The 13,439-nt window shown below is 72.4% G+C and carries 13 protein-coding genes; 5 read left to right on the forward strand and 8 right to left on the reverse strand.

Features of this window, described 5'->3' with window-relative positions; translation table 11 throughout:
* Positions 1 to 144: 144 nt before the first annotated feature.
* Both JOD65_RS15840 and JOD65_RS15845 read right to left on the reverse strand, forming a co-directional pair.
* Positions 145 to 318 carry a hypothetical protein gene (locus JOD65_RS15840; RefSeq protein ID WP_191195870.1) on the reverse strand — a complete coding sequence of 58 codons (174 nt, stop codon included), beginning with the start codon at positions 316 to 318 and terminating at the stop codon, positions 145 to 147.
* 54 nt (positions 319 to 372) lie between these two features.
* Positions 373 to 1,155, reverse strand: a complete 783-nt coding sequence (locus JOD65_RS15845) for a class I SAM-dependent methyltransferase (RefSeq protein WP_204811228.1) — start codon at positions 1,153 to 1,155, stop codon at positions 373 to 375.
* Between the two features lie 32 nt (positions 1,156 to 1,187).
* On the opposite strand from JOD65_RS15845, the gene JOD65_RS15850 reads away from it, so the two are divergent.
* The gene (locus JOD65_RS15850) at positions 1,188 to 1,586 is read left to right on the forward strand and encodes a hypothetical protein (RefSeq protein ID WP_191195871.1); all 399 of its coding nucleotides are present in this window, start codon (positions 1,188 to 1,190) and stop codon (positions 1,584 to 1,586) included.
* A 108-nt stretch (positions 1,587 to 1,694) separates the two neighbouring features.
* Positions 1,695 to 2,582, forward strand: a complete 888-nt coding sequence (locus JOD65_RS15855; protein WP_191195872.1) for an alpha/beta fold hydrolase — start codon at positions 1,695 to 1,697, stop codon at positions 2,580 to 2,582.
* Between the two features lie 83 nt (positions 2,583 to 2,665).
* Here the strand turns inward: JOD65_RS15855 and JOD65_RS15860 are convergent, their stop codons facing one another.
* The 5 genes from JOD65_RS15860 to JOD65_RS15880 form a co-directional block, all read right to left on the reverse strand.
* Positions 2,666 to 3,163, reverse strand: coding sequence for a winged helix-turn-helix transcriptional regulator (locus JOD65_RS15860; protein WP_191196236.1), 498 nt, complete (start codon positions 3,161 to 3,163; stop codon positions 2,666 to 2,668).
* A 106-nt stretch (positions 3,164 to 3,269) separates the two neighbouring features.
* Complete coding sequence (locus JOD65_RS15865) at positions 3,270 to 4,103, reverse strand: alpha/beta hydrolase (protein ID WP_191195873.1); 834 nt, start codon at positions 4,101 to 4,103, stop codon at positions 3,270 to 3,272.
* A gap of 12 nt (positions 4,104 to 4,115) precedes the next feature.
* The gene (locus JOD65_RS15870) at positions 4,116 to 4,940 is read right to left on the reverse strand and encodes an alpha/beta fold hydrolase (protein ID WP_191195874.1); all 825 of its coding nucleotides are present in this window, start codon (positions 4,938 to 4,940) and stop codon (positions 4,116 to 4,118) included.
* 115 nt (positions 4,941 to 5,055) lie between these two features.
* Complete coding sequence (locus JOD65_RS24100; RefSeq protein WP_191195875.1) at positions 5,056 to 7,782, reverse strand: helix-turn-helix transcriptional regulator; 2,727 nt, start codon at positions 7,780 to 7,782, stop codon at positions 5,056 to 5,058.
* Positions 7,783 to 7,953: 171 nt separating this feature from the next.
* Positions 7,954 to 8,229, reverse strand: a complete 276-nt coding sequence (locus tag JOD65_RS15880; protein WP_191195876.1) for a Fe-S cluster assembly protein HesB — start codon at positions 8,227 to 8,229, stop codon at positions 7,954 to 7,956.
* A 176-nt stretch (positions 8,230 to 8,405) separates the two neighbouring features.
* On the opposite strand from JOD65_RS15880, the gene JOD65_RS15885 reads away from it, so the two are divergent.
* From JOD65_RS15885 to JOD65_RS15895, 3 genes are all read left to right on the forward strand, one after another.
* A complete protein-coding gene (locus tag JOD65_RS15885) occupies positions 8,406 to 10,499 on the forward strand; it encodes an acyltransferase family protein (protein ID WP_191195877.1) in 2,094 nt (697 codons plus the stop codon).
* Between the two features lie 264 nt (positions 10,500 to 10,763).
* On the forward strand, positions 10,764 to 11,432 hold the full coding sequence (locus tag JOD65_RS15890) for a 2'-5' RNA ligase family protein (protein WP_191195878.1): 669 nt from the start codon (positions 10,764 to 10,766) through the stop codon (positions 11,430 to 11,432).
* 61 nt (positions 11,433 to 11,493) lie between these two features.
* On the forward strand, positions 11,494 to 11,847 hold the full coding sequence (locus JOD65_RS15895; protein ID WP_191195879.1) for a YciI family protein: 354 nt from the start codon (positions 11,494 to 11,496) through the stop codon (positions 11,845 to 11,847).
* 6 nt (positions 11,848 to 11,853) lie between these two features.
* Here JOD65_RS15895 and JOD65_RS15900 read toward each other — a convergent pair whose 3' ends face one another.
* Positions 11,854 to 13,395, reverse strand: coding sequence for a M1 family metallopeptidase (locus tag JOD65_RS15900; protein ID WP_191195880.1), 1,542 nt, complete (start codon positions 13,393 to 13,395; stop codon positions 11,854 to 11,856).
* Positions 13,396 to 13,439: the final 44 nt, after the last annotated feature.

Below are 13,439 nucleotides of genomic sequence, written 5' to 3' on the forward strand. Positions count from 1 at the left end.
CATTGAGTTGGCGATCGGTCAACAGTGCTGCCGACGGTCCCCCGAAGCGCCCGCCGGCTCACCTGGTAACGGCAGATCAGGGCGGACGACAGGTGAGCAAGGCTGATGCGGTCGCATGACCCTGCTAGCCGACGAGCGCCGAGGTCACCTGAACGTCAGCGTCACCCAGACGTCGTAGAAGTTGCTGGTCACCGCGTCGCCTGCCGGCACCCAGATCTCGTTCACCCGCGAGTCCCACGGCTGGCCTGCGCCACAGTCCATCGAGCCTCCGACACCCAGGCCCTGCTGATCGCGCATCGCCGGGATCGCCGCCCGCACGGACGCATTGTGGGCCACAGTGCGGCGGGGCGCCCCGCAGACGCCCGGGCTGCGTCACTGTTCCGCCGGCTGGCCGAGGACCGCCACCCACAGCTCCTCCGCCGGCCACGCCGTCGCCCACTCCGGGGACACGATCTCGTAGAAGGGATGGTCGAGCCCGTCGGCCGGCGCGTAGAGCTCGTGCATCGCCTCCACGACGAAGCCGGAGCGGCGCAGCTGTCCGACCCACTCACCGTGCGACGGATGGAACTCGAACCCGCCGCCCGGCCAATGAACCCGGTGGACCTCGCGCTGCCCGCGGAGGAGCCGGTCCTGCGCCACGCCGCCCTCGGCCGGGACGCACAGCGTCGACAGGTTGCTGTTGGTCAGGAAGACCAGCCGACCGCCGGGGCGCAACAGCCTGGCCGCCTCGGGCAGCCAGCGCGCCGGGTCGCACCAGGCTGCCGCGCCGTGCTCGCTCACGATGAGGTCGAACTGCCCGCTGACCAACGGGGTCCGCTCCGCGTCCCCCTGGACCAGGGGGAAGGCGGGGCCGAGCCGGGCCTGGAGCCGCCGTGCCGTGCCGAGCTGATCACCGGAGAAGTCCAGTGCGACCGGCCGGGCACCTGCGCGTGCGAGCCAGGCGGCGACGTAGCCGGTGCCGCAGGCAAGGTCGAGGACGTCCAGACCGCGGACGTCGCCCAGGACGCCCAACTGCTCCTCAGGTACGGCGAACAGGCCCCACGCCATCTCCTCCCGGCGCCACATGCTCTCAGCGGCGCCGTCCGTGTATCGCTCGTTCACGATCGCCCAGAGCTTCCGGTTCGCGGCGATCTCTGCAGGTCTGTCCTCCGACACCGATTCAGTCTCTCAACATCTAGCCTGTTGCAGTGCACATGATGGGCAAGCGCTGGGCCGATTCGGTCACTCACGCCTGCGACCCCGTCTTCGAGGGCGCGGACGTCGGCTTCGTGCGACAGGTGCAGTACGCCGACGACCAGCAGAACGAGGTCGTCCACCTCCTGTGGGAGGCAGATCCGCGACGCTTTGCAGAGCGCTACCCCGAGAGCGGCATCGTGGACACCTACGGCGAGGGCCAGTGGGAAACCGTTCACTGCATCGACTACTGGATCAACCTCGACCAGGCGAACCGTCGCTGCCGCCTGTCGTTCGAGGGGTGGGACCTGCCTGAGCTGTGGCTCGACCTGCATGCGAACGGCGAGCGGGACGGCGCTGCGATTGCTGCCACGTTCGCTCGAGTCCTCGGGGTTCCTTCCCCGCGCACCTGACGGTGAGCGCCCGCCTCGCGACGCTGTCCGACTACGAGGGGCACGTGGTCCGCGCCGGTTGCTGGCCGATCGACGATCGGGGTCACCCACGAGACGAGGAGTCCCCTGATGAGACACCGGTTCCTGACCCGCCCGCTGTCGGCCGTCCTCCTGCCACTGACGCTGGCGCTGACACTGGTGGGGACGCTGTTCGCCGCCGCCACGTCCGGCTCGCCACCGGGCCCGACCGTTTCCTCGACGGCCGACGTCGCCCGCGCCGTCCAGCGGCCACCTGTGCGCCACCCCGACCGGGGCGACCGGCCGACCGTCGTGCTGGTGCACGGCGCGTTCGCCGACTCCAGCGGGTGGGACGCCGTCGCGACGCAGCTGATGGACCAGGGCTACCCGGTCCTGGCGTTCTCCAACCCGCTGCGTGACCCGATCAGCGACGGCGCCTACCTGCGCGAGTTCCTGACCACCGTCGAGGGACCGATCGTGCTGGTCGGTCACTCCTACGGCGGCGCGGTGATCAGCAACGCCGCGACGGGCAACCCCGCCGTCCGCTCCCTCGTGTACGTGGCGGCGTACGCCCCTGCCGAGGGCGAGAGCGTCGCGGAGGCCAACCACCTGGGTGGCGGTCACACGGTGGTGACCGACCACTTGGTGCTCCGGCCGATTCCCGGCGTCAGCCCGCCCAACGCCGACGCCTACATCGACCCGGCGTGGTTCGGCGAGCTCTTCGCGCAGGACCTGCCGCGACGGACCACCCGGTTCATGGCAGCCACCCAGCGACCCGGCGCCCTGGCAGCCCTCGTCACGGAGTCCGGTCCGCCGGCATGGGCCGAGATCCCGAGCTGGTACCTCGTCGCCACGCAGGACCGCATCATCCCGCCGGAGGCCGAGCGCGCGATGGCCGCGAGGGCCGGTGCGCGGGTCGTGGAGGTCGACAGCTCACACGTGGTGATGATGAGCCACCCGCGAGCCGTCACGAAGCTCATCCGGGAGGCCGCTCGCTGACCAGCACGTCACCGGTCCACATGACACCGGTCGGCCGCTCGCGCGGTCGGCCGGTGTCTCCGTGCCGGCTCGGCGCCGGAGCCTCAGGTCGACGCGACGGGGTCGTCGAGACCGAAGGGTCCGGCAGCCGTGACGGTGACGTCGTCGCTCGTGACGTGGTGCCCGGCGTCGCAGCGCGCTTCGATGGTCACCGGTCGGCCGCACCCGTCGTGGGTGAGCTGTGGGGGGTACGGCGGCGGGTCGTGGCGGTTGGCCCACTGGAGCAGCGCGAACAGCGCCGGCATCAGGTCCTCCCCCGCCGGCGTCAAGGCGTACTCGTGCCGCCGACGCTGGCCGGGCTCCTGGTACGGGCGCTTCTCGAGGACGCCGGCCCGGACCAGGTCGCGGAGCCGGGCGGACGTCGTCGCGTCGGTCAGGTCGGCTCGTGCCGCGAACTCCTCGAAGCGAGAGGCACCGTAGAACGCCTCGCGCAGGACCAGCATCGCCGACCGGGTGCTCACGACCGTGAGGGTGCGCTCGATCGGGCAGTAGCTGCCGACCGGCTGGTCGTCGCGCAGGGCGAGTGCCCCCTCGAGCTTCATCGACACCTCGCCACTGTAGTTCGCGCATCGATCAGCGGTTGCGCGGACGCGGACGGGGTCGACCGGGCTGGACCAGCCCGGTCGACCCCGCTTGCGGATGGGACGCTCAGGACCCGACGGCCCCGGTCGACGCCGTACGGCTGTGCTCGCGGGCCCAGGTCAGCGCGTGGTCCGCGACCGCCTCCCACCCGGGCGCGGCGCAGGTCCAGTGGTCGCGTCCCTCGAACTCGTGGTACTCGGTGACGGCCGGCGACTTGCCGTAGTGCTTGGCGTTCGACCGGTTCACCGACGGCGGCATGATGTGGTCCTCCGAGCCGGCGATGAACAGCAGCGGGGCGCGGTCGGCGGAGTAGTCGACCCAGGTGTCCTGGTGGCCGGGCTTGAAGTTGGCGAACAACCCGTACTCCCACACCCAGTGGCCGGGGGCCGCGATCGCGTAGCGGTCCCAGACCTTGCGCGACTCCTCCTCGGAGAGGGTGTTGGTGAAGGCGTAGTGGAACTCCTCGGGCGTGAAGCCCACGGCCTTGTGCCGGTTGGCCGGATTCTTCAGCGCGGGGAACAGCGACCTGGCCTGGGACACCGGGTTCACCCGGACGCCCTCGGTCGGCGCGGAATCGATGACCACCCCCGCCGACCCCAGCCCGCGGGCCAGGAGCAGCTGCGTGAGGGTCCCACCGAAGGAATGTCCGATGATGATCGGCGGGGTGCCGACCCCCTCGACCACCGAGGCGAGGTGGTCGACGGTCTCGGGGACGGTGAGGTCCGCGATGACCTGCGGGTTCTCCCGCAGCGCCTCGACCTCGATGTCGAATCCGGGGTAGCCCGGCGTGAGCACGGTGTGCCCCTGCGCCTCGTAGTGCGTGACCCAGTGCTCCCAGCTGCGGGGGGTCATCCAGAGCCCGTGCACCAGCGCGATGGTCTCGGGTCGTGTCTCGGTCATGGGTGGTTCCTCTCAGGAGTCGATGAAGGCGAGCAGGTCGGCGTGGAGGCGGTCGCGGTCGGTGTCGGGTAGCGCGTGGCCGCTTCCCTCGTAGACCTTCAGCTCGGCGCCGTCGACCATGGCCGCCGACCGCGCGCCACCGACCTCGAAGGGCACGATCTGGTCGTCGTCGCCGTGGATGACCAGGGTGGGGACGTCCACCTTCTCCAGGTCGGGACGGAAGTCCGTCGCGCTGAACGCGGCGATGCACTCGTACGCCGCCCGGTGGCCGCACGCCATGCTCTGGAGCCAGAAGGCGTCACGGAAGCCCTGGGCCACGTCGTGGTCGCGGTTGTGCCCGAAGAACGGTCCGTCGGCCAGGTCGCGGTAGAGCTGCGAGCGGTTGGCGGCCTCCCCCGCCCGGATGTCGTCGAACACCTCGATCGGAAGGCCGTCGGGGTTGTCGTCGGTGCGCAGCATCAGCGGCGGTACTGCGGACACCAGCACGAGCCGGGCCACGCGGGCCGTGCCGTGGCGACCCACGTAGTGCACGACCTCGCCTCCGCCCGTGGAGTGGCCCACCAGGGTCAGGTCCGAGAGGTCGAGGGCCTCGACCAAGCAGGCCAGGTCGTCGGCGTAGGTGTCCATCTCGTTGCCGTCCCACGTCTGGCTCGAGCGTCCGTGACCGCGACGGTCGTGGGCGATCGCGCGGTGTCCGTGCTCGGCGAGGAACAGGGCGGTGGCTTCCCAGGCGTCCGCGTTGAGGGGCCAGCCGTGGCTGAGGATGACGGGGGTGCCGTCGACACCCCAGTCCTTGTAGAAGATGCGGGCGCCGTCGTCGGCGGTCACGTAGGGCACGAGGCCTCCTGAGGTGGGGCTGGAGTCGGATGCCTCCGAGCGTGGTGGAGTCCGGGACCACGCGGACCACGTACGCCACGTAGTCCGGCCGCACTCCGGCCGCCGGTCACGCCTGTCAGTCCGACCCGTCGAGGCGCTCGGCCAGCTGGCGTCTGGACGAGATGCCGAGCTTGTGGAAGACGTTGCGCAGGTGGTAGTCGACGGTGTTGGGGCTCAGGAACATCGTCGCCCCGATCTCGGCGTTGGTGCGGCCCGCGGCCGCGAGGCGCGCGACGGTGAGCTGTTGAGCGGTGAGGTCGAGCGGTTCGCGCACGCCGGCTGGAGCGGCCTGGTCGCCGATGGCGGTGAGCTCGGCGCGGGCCCGGTGGGCGAAGGCCGGAGCCTGGCCGCGCTCGAAGAGGGCGAGTGCCGCATGGAGCTGCTCCCGGGCGTCGCGGCGGCGCTTGGAGCGACGCAGCCACTCGCCGTACAGCAGGTGGGCGCGACCCAGCTCGATGGGCACGTCGCCTGCGGCCAGGGCCTCGATCGCCGCGCGGTGGTGCGGCTCGGCATCCTCCTCGACCAACGCGCGCGAGCGGTGCGCCACCCCCGCGTTCCACGGCGAGCCGTTGACCCTCGCCAGTCCCTCGAGGTGCCGCACGTGCGCCGTCGCGTCGGGTGCGCGCCCACTCCGGCAGGCCGCCTCGACGTAGTCGGGCAGCTGCAGGGGCGTGACCTGCAGGAAGGGATCGGCCACCAGGGGCTCGAGCCGGCGCCGCGCCCCGTCGTAGTCGCCCTCGGCCAGGTCGCGCACCGCCAGGGCGGCCCAGCCGGCCGACCGCACGCCGTCGAAGCCCATCGAGCCGGCGCCGTCCGCGATCATCTCCACCTGGGCGCGGGGTGCCTCTGCCCAGGCGAGCAGTGCCACGTTGATGACGTGCTCGGCGTCGTAGCCGATGGCCCGGCGGAGCTCACGCACCTGCTCGATGTACTCGTGCGCGTGCCGCGGCGTGCCACCGGAGAGCTCGGCCAGGGACATGATCCACAGGGTGGTGTCCAGCAGCTGCAGGGCGCCGGCGTCGCGCGCAGCGGCCGCCGTCCGCTCGAGGCACTCGCGCCGGGCGTGGGCGTCCCACAGCGCCGTCGTCAGCGCCACGCTCGTGGCGCCGTAACGCAGCAGGCCGGGGGCGTCGAGGTCGAGGATCGCCCTGACCGCGGTGCGCATGACCGGGACGGCCTGCTCGTACGGGAGCAGGATGTGCGCGCTGAGGCCGCGCAGGATGGTGCTCGCCGTCCCGTCACGCAGCTCCGCACCCTTTCGCAGCCGGGCCCCGAGCTCCGACAGCGTGAGGCCCCGGGCCAGCCGCTCCGCAGGCAGCGTGTACTCGAACGCCTTGATCAGGGCCTCCTGCTCCAGCGCCGTGTCGTGCCCGTGGAAGCACTCCGCAGCCGACAGCATGGTCGCGCCCGCCTCCATCAGCGCGGGGTCGGCGGTGAAGAGCGAGATGCTCGCGCGGATCCAGACGAGCCGCCCCCGGGACACGGCGTCGAGCGCGTCCTCGTCCACGTCGTCGAGGTAGGTCTTGGCGAGCTGGGCCGCTCCTGACCCGAGCGCTGCCTCCGCGGCGTCGACGAGACGGGCGTACTTCACGCGACCGGGCGGGGTGAGCTCCGACGCCTGGGCCAGCACCCGCGCGCGGGATGCCAGACCGCCTCGTCGACCGGCTGCGTCGGCCACCCGCTCGAGCCGGTCGGCGACGTCCGCGTCGGTGCCCAGCGTCGCCTTGGCGGCGTGCCACGCCGCCACCTCGACGAGTCCGAGCTGCTCGGCGGCCACCGACAGCGCGCGGTGGGCCCGCCTGCGTTGGGAGCCCTGGACGGCGTTGTACGCCGCCGAGCGCACCAGAGGGTGCCGGAACTTGATGGTCGCGCCGAGCTCGACGAGGCCCGCCGACTCCGCCTCCTCGACCGGGTCGTCCGGCAGGCCCCACGCCTGGCCGGCGGCCCGGATCAGGTCGATGTTGCCGGTCGCGTCGGCGGCGGCGATCAGCAGCCAGGTCTGGAGGTCCGCGGCGAGGTGGCGGATCCGCCTCAGGTAGAGCGCCTCGAGGTGGTGACCGATCGGCAGCGGCTCGTCGGCCAGGCTCACCTCGGTGAGTCGCCGTGCGCTCAGCTCCTGCGCCAGGTCCACCAGGGCGAGCGGGTTGCCGCCAGTGGCGGTGATGACCTGCGCGGCCGCGGCCGGATCGATCGGCTCGGGGAGCGACGCCGACAGCAGTCGCTGGGCCGACTCGGTCTCGAGCCCGGCGAGGGGCAGACCGGGAACGCCGGCCAGCTGGGTCGCGACGTGCGCCGTGTCGCGCCCGGCCAGGACGAGCGCGACCGACTCGGCCTCCAGCCGGCGCGCGACCAGACCGAGGACGTCGAGCGACTCGGGGTCGAGCAGGTGGGCGTCGTCGATCACGCACAGCACCGGTTCGACCTCCCCGGCGGCGCCGAGGAGGCCCAGCACCCCGAGACCGACGAGGAAGCGGTCGGGCGGCTCGCCGTCCGTCGCGCCGGCTGCCACCCGCAGCGCGTGGCGGTGGCTCTCGGGAAGCTCGGAGAGGTAGCCCCGCAACGGGATCGCCAGCCGCTGCACGCCGGCGAAGGGGATCATCGACTCCGCCTCGAACCCGTCCACCCTGAGCAGGCGCAGCCCGGCCTGGTCAGACGTCGTGGCATCGAGCAGGGCGGTCTTGCCGATCCCCGGCTCGCCGGTGACGAGCAGCGCGCCGCCGCGCCCGTTGCGCGCGTGCCCGAGCAGGGCACGCACCCGCTCCCGCTCGACGTGCCGGCCGAGAAGCCCCTCAGCACCCGCCACCCTGCTGACTCTAGCGAGATGAAGTCAGGGCACGCCAGCGCTGGTACAGACCTGTCCACGTCGCGGGTCGATGTCCCGGGTGGCGCGAGGTGCGGGCGACCCGCCCCCGAGATGACCGAAGTCCCGGACCCCCATGGGCCCGGGACTCCGTCGGTCGGTGTCAGTCGTGCGTCAGGCCTGCTGGCCCAGCGCGAACTGGATGGTGCCGTCCTCGTCCACGCCGCCGTCCAGCACCTTGTCGGAGAGGAACTCCGACGCGGGTCCGTCGACGTAGACGGTCGCGCCGTCCTGCTCGATGACCTGGTCCTCGCTCTCGGCGTGGTCGGCCGGGCTCACGGACAGGGACTCCCCGTCCACCTCGGTGGCGATGCGGAGGGCAGTGATCTCGGGCACCTCGTCGGCGAGCTGCTTCACGATGTCGGTCACGTTCTCGGTGAGAGCAAGCATGGCTCTCCTTCCGAATGGAGAATGTGTCCCCCTCACCATTGCTCGGACCCGGCGCGCACGCAAACCGTGGATCAGGGCGATTCCTCCCGGCCCACCGGGACTCGTGACCCATGACACAGGCACCGCCCGCCACCACTGTGAAGATCCACTGATGGCACGGGTCCCTGGAGGTCGTCATGGCCCACGACCGTCCGCAGCAGCGGCGGAGTCGAAGGACGCACGTTCCTGCCCTCGACGGCGTACGGGCCGTGGCCGTGGCAGCCGTGCTCGCGTTCCACGGCGGGTTGCCCGGCGCGAGCGGCGGCTTCGTCGGCGTGGATGCCTTCTTCGTGCTCTCCGGCTACCTCATCACCGCGCTGCTGCTGACCGAGTGGACCCGCAACGGCGGCAGGATCGACCTCGCGGCCTTCTGGGGGCGTCGCGCGCGCCGGCTGCTGCCGGCTCTGCTCCTGGTGGTGACGGCTGTCGCGATCGGTGCGCGTTCGTTGCTCCCACCCGAGGAGGTCCGGCTGCTGCGCGGCGACGGCATCGCTGCCCTCTTCTACGTCGCGAACTGGCGGATGATCCTCCGCGGGGGCGACTACTTCGCGCAGACCGCGGCACCGTCACCGCTGGAGCACACCTGGTCCCTGGGCATCGAGGAGCAGTTCTACCTCGTGTGGCCGCTGGTGCTGTGCATCGGCCTCTGGAGCCGACGGCCCGGAGCCTCGCTGCAGCCCCGCCTGTGGATGCTCGTCGCCGTCTGCCTCGTCGGTGCTGCTGCCTCGACGGCTGCGCTCGCTGCGACGTACGCCGTCGGTGATCCCGGACGCGCCTACTACGGCACCGACACCCGCGGGGCGGCCATCCTCGTCGGGGCCGGTCTCGCCGCACTGCTGGCGGTCCGGGACCAGCAGGGTCGGGAGGCAGGCGGGGTGGCCGCTCCCCTGTCGATCTCGACCCGCTGGGGGCGAACGACCCTGGGCGGGTTGGCGGCGATCGCGGTGGTCGGCCTGGCGTGGGCCGCGACGCACGTGTCCGGCGGCGACCGCGGACTCTACGGCGGGGGCATGGCCGCCGTCGCGCTCGCTGTCGCGGTGGTGGTGGCGCACGTGGTGCTGGTCCCCTCGGGATGGTCGGCGCGCGCGCTGTCGATGCGACCGCTCCCCGCCCTCGGGCTGATCTCGTACGGCGTCTACCTCTGGCACTGGCCGGTGTTCATCGCCGCCAACGCCGCCCGGACCGGCCTCGAGGGCCTGCCCCTCTTCGCTGCGCGTTGCATGGTGACCCTGGCCCTCGCCACCCTCTCCTACGTGCTCGTCGAGCGGCCCGTCCAGCTCCGCGTGCGTGTCCGGCGTCCGGCCCTCGCCATCACCGGGGCGGGCGTCGCCGCCGCGGCCGGCGCCGCCGTGCTCGTGCCGTTGACGGCCGTGCCGCTCGGGCCCGCTGTCGCTCGAGACTCCTCCGTGTCCGAGGTGGTCGACCGTTTCGTTGCCGGTGATGGACGATCCGGCAACCTCGTCGGCGACCTGTGGAGCGACCCGGCCGCGCGGACCACCGAGCCGAGCGCGTCTCCGGAGCGGCGGCCGTCGCCGCGGCTCCACCACCGTCGGCCCGGACGACCGATCGTGGTAGACGTCTTCGGGGACTCCGTCGCCTGGACACTGGTCACCTACCTCCCGAGCCACCCCGAGCTCGACGTGCGCGACCGCACGCTGATGGGGTGCGGGATCAGCCGGACCGCCCCGTTCCGCTACGCCGGGCGCCACCACGCCGGGCTCATGCCCGCCTGCCGGAGCTGGCCCCGGATCTGGCAGGCCGCCGTGGCTCGCGACGACCCCGACGTCGCGCTGATCCTGGTCGGGCGGTGGGAGACCATGGACCGGGTCCTCGACGGGCGGTGGACCCACGTCGGCGATCCGGCGTTCGACGCGCACCTGCGCTCGGAGCTCGAGCTGGCGATCCGACTGGCTGGGGCGGGGGGCGCGCACGTGCTGCTCGCCACCGAGCCGTACAACCGGCGCTGGGAGCAGCTCGACGGGAGCCTCTATCCCGAGGACGAGCCCGAGCGGGTGGCTGCGTGGAACCACCTGCTCCGCGCTGTCGCGCGTGACCACCCGGCCGTCGAGGTCGTCGAGCTCGGGGCCCGCGTCTCTCCCGAAGGTCGCTTCTCGTGGACCGCAGGGGGCTACCAGGTCCGGTCCGACGGGCTGCACCTCACGCCGTCAGGCGTCCAGGGCTGGATCGCTCCCTGGCTCCTCCCGCAGCTGGTCGCCGCGGTGCCCGACTGACGACCGCTCGGACCCGGGGACGCTGCCGTGGTCGACATCCGCCGCACGTGTCCGACTTCCGGCCCTCGGTCCGCCGATCCGAGGGCAACATCTGCCGCACGTGTCCGACTTCCGGCCCTCCCGACTGCCGGTCGGCGCCGGCGCATTCCTTCTCCGCAATCTGGCACTGCTCGGTCGCCGGTTCGCCTGCCGGGCGTGGCCTAGGGTGACCCCGTTCTGATGGACCGGGTCGCGACCAGGGTCGCCGTCGAAGGAGGCCAACGCATGCAGCTGCTCGCCGTGATCGTCCCGCCACCGGAGGTGGTCCGGGACGCTCTCGAGGCTGCGCAGGCCCTGTGGGCGCCGGCGCCGGCGACGAACGACGAACCGGCCCGCGGCCTCCTGGACCGGATCCGTGGCCGACGACGGGGCGCCTCGTCCACCGCGCCGGGCATCGCCCTCCGTCCGGTCTCGCCGGACGCCGTGTTCGTGCACCTGGCCAAGTTCGGCAACGTCGCCGGGGACGACGCCGAGGGTCTCGCCCGGGCCCTCGCAGCGGTGGCCGGAACCTGGCCGGCACCCGTGCTCCACACGACCGGGGTGAGCGTGTCGGAGTCCGAGCCCCACGCCGTGACGGCCCAGCTCGGCGGCGACGTCGACGCGCTGCGCGACATCTACGGCAACGTCAACGAGGTCGCGCGCCAGCAGCGGTTCTTCCTCGACCGACGCAGCTTCCGCAGCGAGCTCGTCGTCGGCTCCGTCGAGGGTGAGGACGGCACCCCGGTCCCCGCCACCGTCGCGGGCGCGGAGGCACCCCACGCCGGTCCGACCTGGTCGCCGTCCCACGTCACGCTGGCCCGAGCGTCGTTCGGCGCGTCCGGGACGACGTACTCGGAGCTCGCGCAGGTCGAGCTCGCCGGCGTCGCGGAGATCCGCCCGGGCACCGGGGACTGAGCTGTCGATCCCGCCTCGGCGTACCCGTCATCGTGGTGACGACACCTGAGAGGAAGAACCGATGACCGAGTACGTCCTCCTGTTCCCGGCCGACGACGATGCCGCGTGGCAGCGCGCCACCGACGCCGACCGGCAGGTCACGTTCGACACCGACGCCGAGTTCGCCCGGCTGCTGCGCGCGAGTGGAGGTGCCATCACCGGGGGCGCCGCGCTGGGCGCCAGCAGCGAGACGCGGACGCTGCGGCGCGGCCCGGACGGTCCCCTGGTCACCGACGGCCCGTACGCCGAGACGGTGGAGCAGATCTCCGGGTTCTTCCTTGTCACGTGCGACGACCACGATGCCCTCGTCGAGGCCGCACAGGTCCTCACCCGCTCGCACCCCGTCGTGGAGATCCGTCCGGTCGCCGACGACTGAGGCTGGCTACCAGCTCGTGGGCTTCTCCGGGGCGAACAGCCAGGTGTGGAAGAACGCCGAGAGGTCCTGGCCCGACTCCTCCTCGAAGACCGCGATGAAGTCGTCGGTGGTCCCGGTCGAGTCGTCGTAGCGCCGGAGCCACTCGCGCGTCGCGGCGAAGAACACCTCGTCGCCCACCTTCGTCCGCAGCGCGTGCAGCGTGCCCGCGCCGCGGTTGTAGACCTGCGTCGCGAAGAGCCCGAGCGCGCCCGGGTCGGCGATGGGCAGCGCCCAGTACGCCGGCGTGCGCGCGGGGGCGTACCAGTTGGCGAACGCCTGCTGCGCGGTGGTGCCGCCGTTCTCCTCGGTCCACATCCAGGCCGCGTAGGTCGCCCAACCCTCGTTGAGCCAGATGTGGCGCCACTCGTCCGGGCTGACCGCGTTGCCGAGCCACTGGTGCGCGAGCTCGTGCGCGACCGTGCCCTGGCCGGCCGAGCTTGAGTAGACCGGACGCGTCTGCGTCTCGAGCGCGTAGCCCACGCTGTCGTTGTCGACGATCGAGCCGAACGAGTTGAACGGGTAGGCCCCGAACCGGGACTCGAAGAAGTCGATCATGCGCGGCTGCAACGCCAGGCTGGCGTTGGTCGCGGCCAACGCGTTGCCCGCGATCTTGCTGTCGACGAAGTCCAGGATCGGCACCCCGCTCGCCGACATCGTCACGGGTCGCTGGACGAAGTCGCCGACCGAGGCGGTGGTGAGATAGCTGGCCTGCTGGTCGGGAGCCTCCCAGGACCAGGTGGTCCGGCCACCGGCGGTCACGGGGTCCCCGTCCGGCAGGCCGTTCGCCACGGCGGTCTTCCCGGCCGGCACCGTGATCTCGAAGCTGTAGGTCGCCTTGTCCCTCGGGTGGTCACTGACCGGGTACCACGTCATCGACCCCTCCGGCTCGCCGACCACCATCGCGCCGTCGCGCGTCGTCACCCAGCCGTAGAGCGCTCCCTCGATGTCGGTCGGGCGCGTGGTCTCGCCGCCGTAGGTGACGACGACCCGCGCCGACTGCCCTGCCTTGAGCTTGGGTCGGGGTTGCACGGTCAGCTCCCACTGGCGGGCCGCGGCGTCCTGCACGTGCCAGTACGCCGCTCCCTCGACCTCCGCCCCGTCCGCGGGCGGCGCGATGCCGGTGGCCCGCTTCCCGTTGATGGTCAGCGCCGACACCGTCATGCCGCGCAGGTCGAGGTTGAACCGGTCGAGGTCCTGGCGCGCGACGAGGTCGATCGTCGCCACACCGTCCAGGCGGCCACGGATCTGCGCGAGCGGCGTCGGCGGGACCGTCGCCGTCGGGGGCTCGTAGTCGATGTCGAGGTCGTAGTGGGAAACGTCGTAGCCCCCGTTGCCCGCTCGGGGGAAGTAGGGGTCTCCGGCTCCGTCCGCGCCGGCGGTGAACCGCGGGCCACCGGGCGCGCGCGCTCCTGGCTCAGCTGGCGCGGCGCCCGCCCCGACCGAGGCGAGGACGGCCGCGGCGAGGCTCGCCGAGGCCAGGATCCGGGATGTCCGGGCGAGAGTTCCCATGGCTCGAGCCTCCAGTCGTGGGGCGCAGCTGCTCCCGCGACAGT

Source organism: Nocardioides cavernae, assembly GCF_016907475.1.
Taxonomy (GTDB): domain Bacteria; phylum Actinomycetota; class Actinomycetes; order Propionibacteriales; family Nocardioidaceae; genus Nocardioides; species Nocardioides cavernae.